General features: G+C 33.0%; 15 protein-coding genes and 2 tRNA genes. All 17 read right to left on the bottom strand.

Features of this window, described 5'->3' with window-relative positions; all coding sequences use genetic code 11:
* Positions 1-54: 54 nt before the first annotated feature.
* A tRNA-Tyr gene (locus KQA_RS0210595) sits at positions 55-136 on the bottom strand.
* Between the two features lie 46 nt (positions 137-182).
* Positions 183-256: transfer RNA gene (locus KQA_RS0210600), tRNA-Thr, on the bottom strand.
* A gap of 112 nt (positions 257-368) precedes the next feature.
* Positions 369-674, bottom strand: a complete 306-nt coding sequence (gene hpf, locus KQA_RS0210605; RefSeq protein ID WP_010180918.1) for a ribosome hibernation-promoting factor, HPF/YfiA family — start codon at positions 672-674, stop codon at positions 369-371.
* A gap of 36 nt (positions 675-710) precedes the next feature.
* Positions 711-1,607, bottom strand: coding sequence for a tyrosine-type recombinase/integrase (locus tag KQA_RS0210610; RefSeq protein ID WP_010180920.1), 897 nt, complete (start codon positions 1,605-1,607; stop codon positions 711-713).
* A 100-nt stretch (positions 1,608-1,707) separates the two neighbouring features.
* Positions 1,708-1,902, bottom strand: coding sequence for a 30S ribosomal protein S21 (rpsU, locus tag KQA_RS0210615; RefSeq protein ID WP_010180922.1), 195 nt, complete (start codon positions 1,900-1,902; stop codon positions 1,708-1,710).
* Positions 1,903-2,032: 130 nt separating this feature from the next.
* A complete protein-coding gene (locus KQA_RS0210620; RefSeq protein ID WP_010180924.1) occupies positions 2,033-3,172 on the bottom strand; it encodes an acyl-CoA dehydrogenase family protein in 1,140 nt (379 codons plus the stop codon).
* 292 nt (positions 3,173-3,464) lie between these two features.
* Positions 3,465-4,097, bottom strand: coding sequence for a ComEA family DNA-binding protein (locus KQA_RS0210625; RefSeq protein WP_010180926.1), 633 nt, complete (start codon positions 4,095-4,097; stop codon positions 3,465-3,467).
* Positions 4,097-5,716 carry an alanine/glycine:cation symporter family protein gene (locus KQA_RS0210630; protein WP_029209559.1) on the bottom strand — a complete coding sequence of 540 codons (1,620 nt, stop codon included), beginning with the start codon at positions 5,714-5,716 and terminating at the stop codon, positions 4,097-4,099. The genes KQA_RS0210625 and KQA_RS0210630 overlap by 1 nt, the downstream gene beginning before the upstream one ends.
* A gap of 80 nt (positions 5,717-5,796) precedes the next feature.
* The gene (locus KQA_RS0210635; RefSeq protein WP_010180931.1) at positions 5,797-6,819 is read right to left on the bottom strand and encodes a potassium channel family protein; all 1,023 of its coding nucleotides are present in this window, start codon (positions 6,817-6,819) and stop codon (positions 5,797-5,799) included.
* A gap of 2 nt (positions 6,820-6,821) precedes the next feature.
* Complete coding sequence (locus tag KQA_RS0210640; RefSeq protein WP_010180933.1) at positions 6,822-7,040, bottom strand: PspC family transcriptional regulator; 219 nt, start codon at positions 7,038-7,040, stop codon at positions 6,822-6,824.
* A 201-nt stretch (positions 7,041-7,241) separates the two neighbouring features.
* Complete coding sequence (locus KQA_RS0210645; RefSeq protein ID WP_010180934.1) at positions 7,242-7,709, bottom strand: hypothetical protein; 468 nt, start codon at positions 7,707-7,709, stop codon at positions 7,242-7,244.
* Positions 7,710-8,100: 391 nt separating this feature from the next.
* Positions 8,101-9,384 carry a DUF2851 family protein gene (locus tag KQA_RS0210650; protein WP_010180936.1) on the bottom strand — a complete coding sequence of 428 codons (1,284 nt, stop codon included), beginning with the start codon at positions 9,382-9,384 and terminating at the stop codon, positions 8,101-8,103.
* Positions 9,385-9,519: 135 nt separating this feature from the next.
* Positions 9,520-12,177, bottom strand: a complete 2,658-nt coding sequence (locus KQA_RS0210655; protein ID WP_010180937.1) for an Ig-like domain-containing protein — start codon at positions 12,175-12,177, stop codon at positions 9,520-9,522.
* Positions 12,178-12,470: 293 nt separating this feature from the next.
* Positions 12,471-12,995: a hypothetical protein gene (locus KQA_RS0210660; protein WP_010180939.1), complete on the bottom strand. Its 525-nt coding sequence runs from the start codon at positions 12,993-12,995 to the stop codon at positions 12,471-12,473.
* A 454-nt stretch (positions 12,996-13,449) separates the two neighbouring features.
* Positions 13,450-13,962: a PAS domain-containing protein gene (locus tag KQA_RS0210665; protein ID WP_010180941.1), complete on the bottom strand. Its 513-nt coding sequence runs from the start codon at positions 13,960-13,962 to the stop codon at positions 13,450-13,452.
* Positions 13,963-14,073: 111 nt separating this feature from the next.
* Positions 14,074-16,572 (bottom strand): TonB-dependent receptor, encoded by a 2,499-nt coding sequence (locus KQA_RS0210670; RefSeq protein WP_232285884.1) that lies wholly within the window; start codon positions 16,570-16,572, stop codon positions 14,074-14,076.
* Positions 16,505-17,872: an HTTM domain-containing protein gene (locus KQA_RS0210675; protein ID WP_010180945.1), complete on the bottom strand. Its 1,368-nt coding sequence runs from the start codon at positions 17,870-17,872 to the stop codon at positions 16,505-16,507. The genes KQA_RS0210670 and KQA_RS0210675 overlap by 68 nt, the downstream gene beginning before the upstream one ends.
* Position 17,873 lies beyond the last annotated feature (1 nt).

Here is a 17,873-nt window from a genome sequence, read left to right on the forward strand (position 1 = left end):
CTAAATTACAACTCGTTAGGGCTGCAAATATATAATAATTTAATTTGAAAATTGTGGGAAGAGCAGGATTCGAACCTGCGAAGTTAAAAACAGCAGATTTACAGTCTGCCCTCGTTGGCCGCTTGAGTATCTTCCCAAAAACAATATTTCAAATAATAAAGGCTTTAACACCTTTTAAAAAGAGCCGATAGAGGGACTCGAACCCACGACCTGCTGATTACAAATCAGCTGCTCTAGCCAGCTGAGCTATATCGGCTTTTTTTACCGTTTGGTACTTTTAAAAAAGCACCCCGTTATTGCTAACGGGATGCAAATATATAATTGTTTTACGTTTCACCAAAACTTTTTTTTGATTTTTTTAAAAAAAATCAAACTAATCTCATTTTTTGTTTCTCTTTAAATTTACCTAACTGACGCTCTAGACTGCTAAGACATTGATCAACACCTTCTTCAAAAGTTTTGTATGTTTTTTTCACCACAAACTCACCTCCAGGAATATTCAATAAAATTTCTGTGATTTTATTTTCTTTTGCACTTGTATTTTGAACTTTCATAAAAACTTCCGCAGAAATAATCTTACTAAAGTGCCCTTCTAATTTGTTTAATTTTTCCTTTGTAAACGAAACTAACTTTTGATCTACATTAAAATTTACAGATTGAACATTTACTTTCATACACGTTTTATTTAAGATTAGACAATGTGTACCTGTTTAAACTTTTTTATTGCGTGGATGAGATTGCCTATACACCTCGATTAATTCCGCAATATTATTATGCGTATACACTTGGGTTGCCGCCAAACTCGAATGCCCTAACAATTCTTTTACAGAATTCAAATCCGCACCATTCTTTAATAGATGAGTCGCAAAAGAATGACGCAATATATGTGGACTTTTATTGTTTTTAACAGATACCTTACCAAAGTATGAATTTATTAAGCGAAACACAAAGTTTTCATAAATTTTAACACCCCTATTTGTCAAAAATAAAGGGCTCAAAATTTCCGAATTATATCGCTCTTTATACCCGTCTATATACTTTGAAAGCAACCGTACCGTTACCTCCAACAAAGGGACTATACGCTCTTTATTACGCTTACCCAACACCTTTAAATTATTTGACACAAGATCAACACTCCCTATAGTTAAACCAACAAGCTCCGCCCTACGCATTCCCGTTGTATATAAAAGTTCGATAATAACACGATCCCTTAATTTAAAAAAATCACTCAAGTCTTTTTCAAACAATTCAAAAACATCAGCAATCTCCACTTCCGAAAACGGCAATTTTGCCTTTACCTCCATTTTTAACGGCTTATGTTTTACTAATGGACTTACCTGAATCACTTCTGTTTTTTGAAGAAACAAATAAAACGATTTTAACGAAGCTAGCTTTCGATTTATACTCCGGTTTGAAATCCCTTCATTCACTAACTCAACAATCCATTGTCTAATTTCAGGATAATTCACGCTTTTCAAATCCACCACACCATACTCAGCTTCATAAAACAAAACAAAAGCTTTCACATCCGACACATAGGCCTTCACTGTTAATTCCGAACAATTACGCTCCAATAACATATAATCACTGTACTGATCTATCAACATACACACAAGTTAACACAAAGATTTAAAAAACAAAAAAAGCCTTACTCTTTCGAGTAAGGCTATATATTTATATCATAAAAGACGTTGTTATACGAACGGCTTAGATATTTTCTGCATCTCTAAGTCCTTGTATATACTGAGCTTTTTGAATTTGAGCTCTTCGAACTACAGAAGGCTTCTTGAATTGCTGACGCCCTCTAAGTGCACGCATGGTTCCAGTTCTATCGAACTTTCTCTTAAAACGCTTTAGCGCTCTATCTATATTTTCTCCGTCTTTAATTGGTATAATTAACATAGTTTGACCTCCTCTCTTTAAGAATTATTAGGCTGCAAATATACTACCTTTTTACAACCCACAAAGTTTTTTCTTTTATTTTTACTATTAAGTAGTTAGTTTATTTTAAAAATAATTACTGACTACTTATTTATTTTAAAATCTCTCTTGCGATTACCAATTTCTGAATTTCAGTTGTCCCCTCTCCAATGGTACACAACTTAGCATCCCTGTAAAATTTTTCAACTGGATAATCCTTGGTATACCCATAACCTCCATGCACTTGTACCGCTTCATTAGCAATCTCCACACAAATCTCACTAGCATACATTTTACTCATTGCTCCAATCTTTGTAACAGCTTCTCCCTTATTTTTTAAATAAGCCGCTTTATGCAACATCAATTCTGCCGCTTCAATTTTAGTTGCCATATCTGCCAACTTGAAACTTATGCCTTGAAATTTACTTATTGGCTTACCAAATTGCTCACGCTCCTTTGAATATTTTATCGCCGCTTCCGCTGCACCTTTGGCAATCCCTAAAGAAAGTGCCCCAATAGATATTCTTCCTCCATCTAGAATTTTCATTGACTGAATAAAACCATCACCCAACTCTCCTAATAAATTTTCTTTAGGAATTCTACAATCTTGAAAAATCAATTCTGCCGTTTCACTGGCGCGCATTCCTAGTTTGTTTTCTTTTTTACCTGCTAAAAAACCTTTAGTGCCTCTTTCTACAACAAAAGCAGACATGCCATGCGAATCGCCTTTTTCTCCAGTACGCGCTACCACAACTGCTATATCACCTGTTTCTCCATGCGTAATAAAGTTTTTAGCTCCGTTTAACACATAATGATCACCATCAAGCACTGCGGTAGTATTCATTCCTCCTGCATCACTCCCTGTATTATGTTCTGTAAGCCCCCAAGCCCCTATTAACTCAGCTGAAGCTAACTTAGGAATCCATTTCTTTTTTTGTGCTTCATTACCAAAAGATAAAATATGATTGGTACACAATGAATTATGAGCAGCAACGGAAAGCCCTATGGAAGGATCTATTTTTGAAATTTCCTCAATAATGGCAATATACTCATGGTATCCTAGACCCGATCCACCATAAACCTCTGGCACCAGCACCCCCATAAAACCTAACTCACCTGCTTTTTTAAACACGTGTGTTGGGAATGTCTGACTCTCGTCCCATTCCATTACGTGAGGTTTAATATATTGTATTGCAAAGTTTTTTGCCGCTTCAGCAACCATTTGCTGCGTTTCAGAATAATCGAAATTCATATATAGACTAAATATGATATTGAAACTTTTAAACAAATCAACAAAAAATCACATTACATGAATTAATTGCGTTGTATAAAATTCAAGATAGGTTCATGACTAATTTAAGGTCAAAGATAGTGGTAATCTTACAATCTTAGTAATTGCTACACCCTCATTTTTTAGTAAATCGTTAAACAAATTTGATTATACAGCTAATTTTACAAACTTTATGAATTGTCCAAAGTGTTTAATTGATATCAAAAATCATTAAACATAAAAAAACACTATTCTTTACCCAAACGAACTTCTTTTATTTTAAAAAGCCATTTGCTTTTATTCTTTTCAATTGATAAGGTAATATCCCGTACACTTTTTCCAATTGCTTTAGGGAATCAAACCCGTTTAATGAACTTCTAAATTTCACAATTCGTTTGGCTAAAAATTCTGGTAATTTTAGTTTTTGCTGTAACTCTATGGCCGTAACTGTATTCATTTCCAGTTTTTGCTTCAACATTATAGGCTTAGTTTTCCATTGCCCCTTTTTAATTTTTATGAATATCTTTTTTGGATAACGCAAAAATTGCCTAATGGTATCCAAATGTGCTTCATTAATATTTGTCACTTTTTTAAAATCGGCTTCTGTTTGTATTCGATTCCCAGCTTCGCGATAAGCGAATAAACGGTCAATTTGCTCTAGTGATAATCCTAATTGATATCCAGAATAATCTGATATTGAATTTACATAATAAGTATATTCTTTTTTTGACTTTGCTTCCGCAAGAAGTAATTGCTGATTATCTACAAAACATTGCGCTTCTTCATTTAAAACAAATGAAGCACCTATGTTAGCGTATTTATTATAGAGCACTATTAAAAAACAGATTACTCCTAATAAAATACCCAGCTTAATTATTCCTAGTTTATGTTGATTATTTAAAATCATTATTCACTCTTAACCGAAGAATGACCTATTGCCTTTAAATATTTTACAATTTCATCTTTCACCTTAGGAGCTAAAATAAACAAGCCAATCATATTTGGAAAAACCATTGCAAAAATCATGGCATCAGAGAAATCTACAACAGAATTTAAACTTGAAGAGGCCCCTACCAAAATCATAAATAGAAAAATTACTTTATATGTTAAATCTGTTATTTTTCCTTTCCCAAAAAGGTATTTCCAGCCTTGCAAACCGTAATAAGACCAAGATAACATTGTTGAAATAGCAAATAAAATAACTGCAATAGTCAAAATATATGAAAAGTAAGGAATTGCAGTTTCAAAAGCTAGAGAAGTCAAATCAACTCCTCCTATAGACTCTCCTGTTTTATTAAGCACCACCGTAGATCCTTTTACATCTCCATAACTAAATAAGTTTTCTTTAATATTAACTACTACGATCACCAAAGCAGACATAGTACATATAACTACAGTATCTACAAATGGTCCGATTGAGGCTACGATACCCTCACTTGCAGGAAAACGTGTTTTTACCGCAGCATGTGCTATAGATGCCGAACCAACTCCTGCCTCATTAGAAAAGGCCGCTCTTTTAAAACCTTGAATCATTACCCCTACAACTCCTCCTAATGCAGCTTGAGGAGAAAAGGCTTCAACAAAAATTTTACTTAAAGCTTCGGGTAGTATACTTATATTCATCATTAAAATAACAAATCCTGCTCCTACATAAATAATCCCCATAAATGGCACTATTTTTTCGGTTACTTTTCCAATTCGTTTAATTCCACCGATGATTACAAATCCTACTAAAATCATCATCACTACACCAAAAAACCATCCTGAATCTACATTAAATAATTGTTTGGCTTGAGCTGCTGCTTGATTTGCCTGAAACATATTACCTCCCCCAAAAGAGCCTCCTACAACCATTATGGCATAAAAAACAGCTAAAAATTTTCCTAAACCTCCTAAATTTTTATCTGCCAAACCCTTTTTAAGATAGTACATGGGACCTCCATAAATTTTCCCATTTTCGTCAACCTCTCTATACTTTACTCCTAATGTCCCTTCAACCAACTTAGTAGACATCCCTAAAAAACCTGCTAATATCATCCAAATTGTTGCACCGGGTCCACCTAATGCAATAGCCACCGCAACCCCTGCTATATTACCTAAACCTACAGTAGCTGATAAAGCTGCTGTTAACGCCTGAAAGTGAGTTACCTCGCCTACTACAGGTTCCGCACGTGGCGATTCAAATATATTCTCATCATTACTAGTAGCATCTCCTTCAACTTGTGACACTTGACGCAGATCAATGTCATCGTAATCTCCTTTAGCTGCCTTTATCGCAACCTTTAATAGCCTAACATTAGCAAATTTATTGTACAATGTAAAAAACAAAGCTCCTAGCAACAAAATAATAAGCACAATAGGTACTTTTTTACCAGAAATGAGAATTGGAAAAAACACCACACCTCCAACAGCTTCTGCTACTGGCCCAAAAAATGATTCTATTTTTTCATCAATGGATTGACTACTAGCTAAGGCTGCAATACTTTGCATTACTAGTATTACAAAAAGACTTACTCGTTTTATCATAGGTATTCTATTCTTTACTATTAATTGTACTTATTATTTATACCCCATACGGAGCATATTACTTTCCTTTTATGAGTTATTTATTCGAAATCTACCGATATATTATAAATTCCATTTAATGTTTCGATCTGTTGCCTATTTCCAAGTACCACCACTCTTGACCCGTATTCAATTACCTGATCCGCATCCGGATTAACTATATATTTCCCTTCAGGAGTTTTATAGCCAATAATAGTACACCCTGTTTTAGATCGTATGTCCAAATTTCGGATACTCTGGTGCTCCTTTCCATTAATTAATTTTTCTGAAGGCACCTCCTCAATATTCACTGACCCTTTACCTACTAATGAAAGTTTATCTAGAAATTCGATTAAATCGGGCACCACCACTAATGAAGCCATATGGTCCCCCCCTATACTGTCGGGCATTATGACATTATCTGCCCCTGCCAATCGCAATTTTTTATAAGATGATGTTTTGGAAGCCCTACTTATTATTTTTAAGTTTTTATTCATTTGTCTTGCTGAAAGGACAATAAACAAATTACCTGCGTCTTCAGGCAATGTTGAAATCAAACAATTGGCTTTATAAATCCCAGCTTGTTTTAGTACATTATCCTCAATCGCATCACCATGCAACATAGGTCTGTCTATGGATTGGTATTTATCAATGACTTCCTTTTCATGCTCAATGATCAAAAATGGTTTGTTGTGTTCATGCAACTTTTTGGCTACTTGCTTCCCATTCCTACCATAACCACAAATAATGACATGATCCTCTAAGGTTGAAATCATTTTTTGAATTTTTTTATATTCAATTAATTTTGGATTGCTATTACTTACAATATACTCTGTTATCACCGAAAGCGAAAATCCAATTACACCCAAACTAGTTAAAATTAAAAATACAGCAAACAACTTTGCTGTATCATCCAACGGACCAACTTCGCCATAACCTACTGTTGCCACAGTAATCACAGTCATATATAAGGAATCAATCCAATTATAGTTTGCAAAATACCGAAAACCTAAAGTCCCCGTTAACAATAACGATGCTAACAAAGTTATAGCCAGATACACTTTATTTTTTAAAAATGCCAGCATAACTATATATCAAACACCGAAGTTCGTTTTGTATAAATTAAATCCTTAAGCTTTAACCAAAATGCTAAAGTGAGATAAACAAAAAAGCTTAGTCCTACCGTTGCAAAAGTGGCGTAAATAAAAAATATCCTTACATTTTTTGTCCGCATTCCCAAACGCTCTGCCAATCGAGAACATACATAATATCCTCTTCGTTCTAAAAAATGTCTTAAATTATACATTTGCATTTAATTTACTCAAAAATAAGTATTCTTACTTGATTATTTTCACCCTTTAGCTTTTAACAAAATCGTTATATCTAATTTATTTTATTCAGAATTAAATTATCTGTAAAAAAAGAGGCGGTAAAAAACCACCTCATAAAATACTTTTATTTTTTTTATTTAATTCAAAAAAAGCACTTCTTTATTTTGTTAACAAAATTAATTAGAAGCTACAATGCGATCACCCTCCTTATTGTATTTCCCATTTATTGAAAATGCATAGTGCTGTAAAAAACTTGTATTAGCAATATATTTGTTTTTTGTTTTTACATCCTCAAATAAAACTTGAGCAACATCGACATGATTACTCACTAACAGATTGTATTTGGACACCTCGTTAATTGTTAGCAACTGACCTGGGAAAAACAATGTATTATATTGTTTTTTAACCACAAAATACCTTCCTAGTTTTGTGAACTGACCACTAATTTTTGATGGATTATCCACGCTACCATTAACAGAATACCCCACGGCAGTTTCAACCACATACTCTATTATAGGTATTTGTTTATGCTCTCTTATTTTTCGTCGCGTATGCATTTGATCTAAATCATACACATCTACTTTTTGAGCTATACAAAATTGAGAAAGCATCAATAATAAGCTTACTATAGTAATTTTCTTCATATTAGTTATTGTTGGTTAATAATTTTAAAATAGTGTTCTAAATAACTTTTGCTGTAATTACATGCTACATTTCTAATTTCAACATGAAATACCCATATATATAGTTAGATTTTGGAAAGAATAAAACAAACCAATTGCTAATTTTATCAGACATAAAAAACACATCATCGATAACAAAAAAAAGCATTATTCATCTACATCTAAGGTGGTTATTCACCTAAATTTAATAAAAGAGAAGACAGGGGCAAAATAACAAAGAAAAAACTTACATAAATCTAATGCATTAATTTTCATCAAAATCAAGATACCCTATACAGACATTACAACTGTGTTCTATTAAAATTAAGAAACCCTTAGATTTCATTAAGCGTTCCATACTCATAACAAAATCCTATTGCATAACCTGGGTTAAAAGCTGATATCCCACAGCACAATCTAAACATTTATGTTGGTCGCAATATTCTTTTTTAAGTGTTAGAGAAGCTTGAGAATGTAATGCATTTTCCATAGGCACTCCTAAATCCCTATATCGATTACTTATTGTGTTTTTTTCAAATTTCAACAGCTTTAACAAGTTCAATAGGTTTTCGGAATCAAATTTTTGTCGTGAATTCTCATAAACAAACCTCAAAGGTAGTATTGCATTTATAAGTAAGAGCTCCACAAAAGCTTTCGACACCTTTTTTATACTTTTTTTAGATGTTTTACCGAAAGTGTAATGAGTTTCCCAATATTCCGATGATTTTACCTGCAGTATCTTTTCTATATCATGTAATTTATTCAAACTCATAAGTAGCGTAAACACATTTTTATTTGAAACATAAAAAGCGGCTAATTGCGATAAACGTAAACTTGGAAAATTTGAGGGTCGTAACTTAAAAAACTGTACCTGCAAACCAATTAATTCCCCCAATTTATATTTGTGCTTTAAATAATTATACTCTTTTTGAAGTGACTGATAATAGGGATCTTCTAAATGCTCTTGTAATAAGTTTGCTTGCCCAAAAAGCAGCGCCTCTAACTGAAATATAGTATTTGTTTTTTGAATTATTGTAAATGGGATGGATTGCGCTATTTTAAAAAAAACCGCTCCATTAGTATTACCTCCATAAGCTTTTGCCAACATAGCAAAACAAGCAGCCTCCCAATCATTACGTTGTGCTTTTAATAGTTGAAGTATCGGTAGGGACTTCGCTTCTAAGCGTTCAAAATAAACCCGCTCCAACCAATTATTCATGGTAAATAGGGGTATCCTTGCTATCTGTTTTTCACAATTAATCCATTTCTCCGAGGCATTTTCATATAATTTTTGATAAGAATTAAGAGCGACTTCTGAAACATAGTCCTTTAATTGAAGTGTCGGAATTGCAGTATTATTAGATCGAAACACATCAATATCATGTTCCCAAACTATGTGTAAAATTACCGTATTATAATTTGTATCATGTTGATGCTTGTGTACAAACCAATCGCTAGACTTTACATGCATTTCAATATTTCCGGCCCATTTTTGACCACCTATAATTAGTTGTGCATTAAAAAAATCCGGTCCAGGTGACTGCGTATTATGTGTGCCTAATGAAATTATTTCTACCTGCTCCCCTTGGGTAGTATACAATTGTGAAACATCTATTTTTTGAAACTTCCACAAATAATACAGAAAATCTTCTTTCATTAGTAGTATACAATTTACAAACAAAAATTTCGTATAAATAAAAAAAATCAGCCTGTTGCGTTATGACAATATAACACAATAGGCTGATTTTTAAATCATTTTACACTATAAAATAGCCTTTAACACTAGTGAGCCTTAATTTGATATCACTAATCGTTTTGCTAAACTATTTCCTATTTTAATAAAATATACTCCGCTATCATAAGCTTGTAAATTAATACGTTCCGTCTCACTTTTAGCTACTAAAACCTGTAATTCCTGACCTAGTAAATTGGTTAGTACTACCACATCATCAATTGTCACTCCTTCAATCTCAACATAAGCTTGTGCTGGATTTGGAGCTATTCTTACTTTTAGATTTTCGCCATCAGTTGTTAATACCTTATTCCCCGACACTTTAATTAGTTCGAATTTTTGATTGTTACTCTTGGTATCTAAATTCCATAATTGAACATTCCCATCAACACTTCCTCTTTCAACATCCAATGCAAAAGATTTACATTTTTGCGGTCTTAATGAATATTGATATTGCGTTCCAACTTTTACAATTTCCCATGTGCTGCTCGATCCCTTAGCTCCATTTGTCGCTGTAACATTAGCTCCTCCTTTACAGTTATCTACAACAGACAAATAGCGTTTGTTTCCTTTATTTTGAATCGTATATAAATTACCGCTCACCAACTTTATAACCCATAACTGATCATCCCAGTTACCATAATTATGTGTTATTACATTAAATTGCTCCTTATCTCTTGACAATAAACGTTGCCCTGTTTTTGAAAGCTTAATACTATAAGTCCCACTTAAATTTTGAGATACACTTGTTTCACTTCCATTAGAATTTGATTGATTCGAAACAGTCACCACTAACTTGGCCTCAGTTGTTTTTCCCTTTTTATCTGTAGCTACTGCTTTTAGCTCATAGGTACCTTCTTTTAAATTTTTCAAAGCATTATCATTCCCACCCCAGGTATATGGTTTAACATTTTCCTGACGCACAAACTTATTATTTACATATAACTTTACATTAGCCACTCCATCATTAGCAATAGCATTCACATCAACATTAACAGTTGCTCCCACTCGAACATTTAAATTGGTAGGCTTTGAAAAACTTACATTCGAATTATTGGCTTGTGTAGGTTTCGGTGTTACAGGTTTTGGTGTTGGTGCATTTTTAGATGCTACATTTAATGTAATTTTAACCTCACCCATATTCCCTTTTCTGTCCGTTGCTACGGCTTTTAATTCATAGGTACCAGGCTTTATACTTTTTAAAGCTTGTTCCCTAAATCCAAATCTATAAGGTACTGACCCTTGCTGACCTACAAACTTATTATCTAAATATAACTTTACATTTTGAATACCGTCCTTATCGGTAGCCTTAACCTCTACCGAAATATTTGCTCCTTCAACCAAATTAAACAAAGTTGGCTTAATAAAGCTTACAGCTGGATTGTCGTTATTTGATGGCACAGGATTAGGTTGTGGAGTTGGATTAGGTTGTGGTTTTGGTGTTGGCTTAGGTTGTGGCTCTGGATTGCTACCTATTACTACTCCATTATTACTTGTTGAAGCTATTAATTCATTCGTTCCTTGTTCTCTTAATTCACCAATAAATGTATAATTCCCATTTGATAAAACCTTTCCTAAGTTTATTGTTTTTCTATTTTTCCCATAGCCTTCTAAAACTTTAAATCCAGAATTAAATACTTCTTTTTTATTTGCATCTACTATTCTTAATCTAAATTCCCTATCAACATTAGCAGCATATAAATATGACACCTGCGCTTTTTTATTCCCATCAATCAACTTCGTATTTTCAAAAAACGAAATAGTTTCTTTAAATACCTTACCTGCTTTAAACTTTGATGATTTTGGTGCTTTTTCAATCGGAATCAATTCGTATGCCCTTATCCAATCATAATATGATGTATTTATCTTATTATCTCTTAATTGTTGTGGAGACGGGTGTGGTTTTGCCCAATTGTAGGTTTCTGTAACCATATTAATACGCATTGGATCTGGAAAGGGTTTATCTACCACTTCTGTACTTACTTTAACATCACCTACATATTTATTATCTGCATAAAAAGATACATCATTGGCATTTTTCCAATAGGCACCGTATGTATGAAAATCTTGCCATGACTCACTACTTAATTTGGCATTATTTTTTCCACTTCCTTCTACTGAATTATTCCCTCTAGAAAAGAATTTTTCTTTACCACCATTACAATCAACATAGCGGTAATGTGTATTAAAATTCATATTATTACGGAATGAACTTGTTCCATTAAAAACTCCTCCTATACTTTCCGCTATATCTAATTCTTGACTAAAACTATCTCTTGAACAATTTTGTCCATTACTCTTTTTAGTGGGAAAATTAACTGCTTTTTTAGGGTTTGACAACCAAAATGTAGTTGACATAGCAATTCGCGAAGATTTAAAGCGACACTCATAATAACCAAAGTGAGCAGTGGTTTCTTTTGATTGTACAGCTCCACCATCAATTGTATACCCATCTCCAGGATTGGTTGACACTTGATTTTTTATTTGCATGGTACCATTCTTTACAGATATGGTTTTAGGTTCAAACTTAGCTGGTCTTCTTCCTTTCCAGCCTTTGAATGTTTTATTCCATTTGGAAGCATCCAAACTATTTCCATTAAATTCATCTGAATATTGCTTGTTAAGCACCCAACGATAACCAACTTTGGGTTCTGGTGGTCCTGAAATTATTAGTTGAGACAAAAATAAGCACACCAAAAAGGATGAGAATGTTTTCATAATTTGATTTATTGTTTAACGAATCAAATATAAAACCAAAAGCTTTTCCTTTTATCTAGGCATCAATTCATTATGTAAGAAAAAACAACAATTAATGTAGCATTACATATCAGTATACCTAGGATAAAGTTAAAGGTAACCCACACAAAATAAACTATTTAAAAAATCACTTATTTACAAAAACTCAAATGCAACTAACCGTATTATCAACTAGCTTTACACAAACTAACGAAAGTCAATACGCTAAAAAGTTTGTATTAAGCAACTCATAACATAGCATAATTGACAAGAAATTAATTTAAACTAAAACCAAAATTAGCATCATGCATATCATTAAAATCCTCTTCATCATCTTTTAATTTTCGTAGTTCCTCAAGTCCTTTTTCTGCATATCCTTCTTCAATCCACTCGCCTCTTACTACATCTTTTGACAAAAAAGTATAGGCTACTAAACCTGTATGAGGATTTTCATCTGTGTCTAGGTATGAAAAATTAAAAACTAAAATATTTGGACTTACTTGCATCCCATAAGCATAATGCATAAAACCAGAAATGTACCAGGTAGCTAACCATGTATCTTCGTCATATTCGATCACAACATTACCGATATAGCAAGATTCTGGATCATCTGGATTTTGCCCCATGATTTTATAAACCCCTTGATCATTATTCACGTCTAACTCATACGCAGTTTCAAAAAAATCTTTAAGCATTTCCTTACGTATAGCTAATTCATACTCAAAACTAGAACGATAATTATGTGTCGCCTTTTCGGTTACTTTTGTAGAATTTTTAAACCATTTTTGTATCGGCTGCATAATATAATAGGTTTCTAATTTTAGATTATAAAAAATCACAAGTAACGATAGTGTATATAAGCTATTCCTTTTACTTTTATGTTCATATAAAAAACTATAGCTTAATTAGGCTTTAGCTTAGCTGATGAAGTTTTTTTCGAGATAGTAGCTTAAAATCCTTACTCGTAAATCGCTTTTATCACTAAAATAATAAAGTTTTGTAAATTATCATTGGTGTCCACTAAAGATTCAAGATCACTTTACATCAAGAAACACGAACCAAGACTTGATTCATAACCTAAAAAAAACGTTTCCTTTTTTAAATTTTGAAATAGTACTTATTTAAAGAATTTATCCTCAAGTGCCCCATTTAAAAAAATATTTTAAAGCCGAATACCAATGGTTAATTACCTAAAAATAGAAAGTCGATTATTTTTTAGAAAATAATCGACTTTCATGTATCGGTTTAAGTTTGTTACGCTGCGTGTTCAACAGCCACATATTTAACAAGCTCTCCTTTCGCATTAAAAACGGGATAGCCCTTGATGTGACAACTGTAAACCGATTTATCTTTTTTATAATTAATAAGTGTAGCCTCGAAAGATTCCTCTCTATTAACTGAAGTTCTAATTTTTTTAGATAATTCCTTATCTGTTGCTGGACCTTGAAACATTTTTGGCGATTTTCCCAAAACCTCTTCGGACAAATATCCCGACATCCCTAGCATATTACTCGTTGCATATTCTATGGTAAGATTCACATCTGTAACAACGATAACAGCATTATTTTGAACTAATTCATCAATTACACTTACTTCTACTTTCAGTTTATCCATTAGTTTCTTTAAACCAGAAACATCCTTATTTAATTGATTTTTATCAACATAATTCATCATGTGAATATCCCAACTTAATAATGGCAACACGGAGTGCTTTTGCTCCTTCGAGTGATTATCTACTTTATCTTCGTAAGTGTCCAAAAATTTCATGATTATTATGTTTAAGGCTAAATTACCAAGAAGCCAAACTATTGACACAATAACAAATGTTAATATCTAAAATATTAGCTATTTTTAACATTTGTTACCTTATTTGGGACGCTAAAACTTAAATTGTAATACCGCATAAAAGCTTCTGGGTGCCGATGGAATAATTCCTGGACCAGGGTATCCCGTTGCTCTTCGAGTAAAATAAGATTCATCCAGCAAATTATTTACACCAGCTTCTAAGGTCCAATTTTTATAGGTGTATTCTGCAGAAAAATCCATGATAGTGTATGCTGGAATTTCGCCAGTTACACCAGCAGCTGCCACCGAAATTGGCGTATTATTCGAATCCGTAAATTGAGTAGAAATATAAGTATACTGAAGACTTGATCTAAAATTTTTGTAGCCTAATTCAATTCCCGTTTTTAAATTTACCTTTGGCACAAATTGTAATTCATTACCTTCTCTTAGCCCATTATTTTGAAATTCTTCTGGCAGAAAAATATCCGTAAATTCAGAATCTGTATAGGCGAAATTTAAAAAATGTTGCCAATGAAAGCCCGTATTGTCATTAAATAACCAATTCGAAAAATTAGCTGTTATTAATGACTCTACACCCAAAATACGTGCAGCTCCCACATTAGACCTCAACACCCTAAAAGATTGATTCCCTCTAGCTACGTCAATTCGATTGTCATAAAATAAAGAAAATCCACTCACGTCATAGCGTATAATATCATCAATAACTCCACGTATACCCAAGTCAAAAGTATAACCTGTTTCGTCTTTTATATTGGGATCAACAATAAAATTAGGACTCACTATTCGAATATCACTAAAAGTCACAGAACGGTAATTCTGTGAAAAATTTGCAAAAGCTTCAAAAGATTTTGATGGCTTATAGCTTACACCTAAACCTAATAAAAACAAGTTTCTTTCTAAAGATTTCGATTCATCGGTAATCACACTTGCAACCGTATTTTGATCTATTGGTGTTCGTTCTACAAAAGCACCTTCACTCTCTGTTTTTATATATTCAAATCTAAAACCTGGAGTTACAGAAAAGTTATCAGTAACTTTAAAAATATGCTCTCCAAATAGTGCTACATTCAAATTAGGAAGGTCAAAATTTGATTGTGTTAATATGGCATTGGGGAACTCTTCATTTTTAAAAGAGAAATCGACTGCTGAACCCACATTCCCAATACCTTGTTGAGATCTATTATCTGACTGATAGTACTTAGCTCCTAATAATGATATATTCCTTATTCCAAAAAGATGATAATTACTTAATACACGTAATTCCGTACCAAAATTATTGAATTCATCAATAATAAGTTCCCTTGGTCTATCGGGAGAATCAGGTGCACTTGGACGCCCTCCCTCTCTAAATCCTAATGCATTTCGTTGTGCATCTAATCTAAATACATTCAAACTTCCTTTTGTATTTTCCGAAAATTGATGCTCTAATTTCAAATTCAACAGTACCCAATCAACAGCAAAAAAATTACGTGCTCTGTTACTAAAAATTGGATTTTCTTCAAATTGCTTATCTGTCAAACCTCCTGCTTGTTGCGCTAAATAAGTAAGGTATGTGCTTTCCAAAGTCAACTTAGTGTTATCGGTAAATTGATATCCCACATTTGCATAAAAATTTTGAGAATCAAAGCCTGAATTAGGTCGAAAACCATCTCCTTCCTTATATTGAAAATAGGTGTAATAACTAACTTTACCCACTGTTCCACTTAAACTATTAAAGGAGTTAAATAATCCAAAAGAACCTATCCCTTGCCTTGATATTACTTCAACTTCTTTAGTTTGATTTGGTTCTTTTAGCTTAAAATTCACTAAACCACCAAATTGAGTTCCATACTGTAATGAAGCCGCTCCGCGTATCACTTGAACTTCTTCCAAAGCTTCTAAAGGAGGCGTATAATAACTTTCGGGATAGCCTAATACATCTGCACTAATATCATAGCCGTTTTGACGCGTATTAAAATTTGCAGAACGATTGGGATCTAAACCTCTACCTCCTATGTTTAACTGTAACCCAGCGTCCTCTGTTTCATAAATATTTAATCCTGCTACTTGGGCATATGCTTGCCTTGGGTTTCCCGAAGCCTTATTACTCACTTGCTGTTCTATTAAAACAACCTCAGTTTTCTTTCCCGCATAAATAGCAGTTCCTTCAACATCTTTAAGTTTCTTTATCCCAAAAACCTTTTGACGTTGCTGATTAATCACCACTTCATTTAAGTTTTCTCCTAATGGTTCCAATTTAATTTCTAAACTATTTTTTTTAAGAGGATTAATTTTATATTCTAAAATTTTATACCCATAATTAATAAAAACCAATGTTTGCTCAATAGGTTCCAATGACATTTGAAACTTTCCAGTGTCATCCGTACGCACCGTTTTTACCAAAGCTTTACTATATACTTCTGTATTTGGAAGTGGCTCTTGTGTCCCGCCGTCAGTAACCACTCCAGTCACTACAACTTGCGCTTGCATGATTTGTACAATAAACCACACTAATACTACTAATTTAAATTCCTTTAATTGTTCCATCGAATGGTAGTATCCATTTTTTATGAGCAAATGATTCTTTTTCATTTGCAAGATTAATAGTTGGGTCGATAAACGCTTTGCTTAAACGACCGTTTAATGTAACATAACATTTCACATACACCTCAGGTGTAGTTATGCCTTCTTTTATGTAATGATCTCGTAACTTATGCGCATACGCCAATATAAAATCGGGCTGCGTACTCATCTGCTTGATTTGAACGCTAGTTAAAAAGTCATTATTTCTAATTTCAAAATCTCTTCCTGTATCAGGATCTACAATTGTAAAAGTGGCTATTCCTACTTTTTCTACAAGCATAACTCGCCACGAAAAACGGTAGCCTTCTTCGGTCCAAAATAATTCTCCCGGATAGCTTAAATAACGCCACGGCAAAAGTAACTGAATCGTAAAAAACAGTATTAAAATTCCTTGAACTAATTTCAAACTAATAGGCGAATACCTATATTGACTATCCTGGATATTAATCTCGTGTTTTTTAATGCCTAATTTTACCATCCCTCTACGGAGAAGTATGATTATTTTTTCATGGAATGGAGCCTCAAAAAACACTAATGTACATGCAATCATGATGTAAGGAAACATTCCAATAGGAAACAACATCCGTGTTAATACATGAAATGCAATCACTATACAATAAGCATATAACCTAGTAGACTTTTTTAATAAAAAGAATACTATAAAAACATCGTATAACATTCCAAACCAACTAAAAAAATAGTGCATCCAACTATAATGAAGTATACTCCCTAAAATAGGAAAATCGCTACGGGTACGTAACCATATTTTTAGAGGCTGCGCATTTAACAACCAATCCGAATTTATCTTTGATAAGCCTGCATATATGTACACAATAGTCAAAATCAACTTTAACACATCAATACACCATTGTGGAATACTTGTTACTTGTAACTTTTTATTTTTTAACGCATCAATTGAGTAATACACATGCGCCGGTAAAAAAATGAGTAAAAAACTTAAAACACTAACAAAGTAATAATGGTTTAAATAAGTAGTTTTATCAATAAGCTCGATATACGTAAAACTTATAAAAAATACGATTATACTTATTCGGTATTTATAACCTATGGCCACTGTAAGTGCTGACAAAGCACAAATAACAAAAAGCAAATACGTCCAATTCCCTAAAGGCTTTACAAACTCAAAACCAAAATATGAAAAGTGAAATTTAGGTAAAATATATAACTGTTCAATCCAGCCTTTTCTCCAAAAACGTATCATGCTGGCACACATAAGTAATCCAAACAAAATACGAAAGACAGCAATAGGTGCTGCCTTTGTGGTTTTATGTAAGTAATCGGCAAACATA

This window comes from Aquimarina agarilytica ZC1, from assembly GCF_000255455.1.
Lineage (GTDB): Bacteria > Bacteroidota > Bacteroidia > Flavobacteriales > Flavobacteriaceae > Aquimarina > Aquimarina agarilytica.

Coding starts and splice junctions, on each gene's coding strand:
- hpf (WP_010180918.1), bottom strand. CDS start 674: ATGAAAGTAAATGTTCAATCTGTAAATTTTAATGTAGATCAAAAGTTA.
- KQA_RS0210610 (WP_010180920.1), bottom strand. CDS start 1,607: ATGTTGATAGATCAGTACAGTGATTATATGTTATTGGAGCGTAATTGT.
- rpsU (WP_010180922.1), bottom strand. CDS start 1,902: ATGTTAATTATACCAATTAAAGACGGAGAAAATATAGATAGAGCGCTA.
- KQA_RS0210620 (WP_010180924.1), bottom strand. CDS start 3,172: ATGAATTTCGATTATTCTGAAACGCAGCAAATGGTTGCTGAAGCGGCA.
- KQA_RS0210625 (WP_010180926.1), bottom strand. CDS start 4,097: ATGATTTTAAATAATCAACATAAACTAGGAATAATTAAGCTGGGTATT.
- KQA_RS0210630 (WP_029209559.1), bottom strand. CDS start 5,716: ATGATAAAACGAGTAAGTCTTTTTGTAATACTAGTAATGCAAAGTATT.
- KQA_RS0210635 (WP_010180931.1), bottom strand. CDS start 6,819: ATGCTGGCATTTTTAAAAAATAAAGTGTATCTGGCTATAACTTTGTTA.
- KQA_RS0210640 (WP_010180933.1), bottom strand. CDS start 7,040: ATGTATAATTTAAGACATTTTTTAGAACGAAGAGGATATTATGTATGT.
- KQA_RS0210645 (WP_010180934.1), bottom strand. CDS start 7,709: ATGAAGAAAATTACTATAGTAAGCTTATTATTGATGCTTTCTCAATTT.
- KQA_RS0210650 (WP_010180936.1), bottom strand. CDS start 9,384: ATGAAAGAAGATTTTCTGTATTATTTGTGGAAGTTTCAAAAAATAGAT.
- KQA_RS0210655 (WP_010180937.1), bottom strand. CDS start 12,177: ATGAAAACATTCTCATCCTTTTTGGTGTGCTTATTTTTGTCTCAACTA.
- KQA_RS0210660 (WP_010180939.1), bottom strand. CDS start 12,995: ATGCAGCCGATACAAAAATGGTTTAAAAATTCTACAAAAGTAACCGAA.
- KQA_RS0210665 (WP_010180941.1), bottom strand. CDS start 13,962: ATGAAATTTTTGGACACTTACGAAGATAAAGTAGATAATCACTCGAAG.
- KQA_RS0210670 (WP_232285884.1), bottom strand. CDS start 16,572: ATGAAAAAGAATCATTTGCTCATAAAAAATGGATACTACCATTCGATG.
- KQA_RS0210675 (WP_010180945.1), bottom strand. CDS start 17,872: ATGTTTGCCGATTACTTACATAAAACCACAAAGGCAGCACCTATTGCT.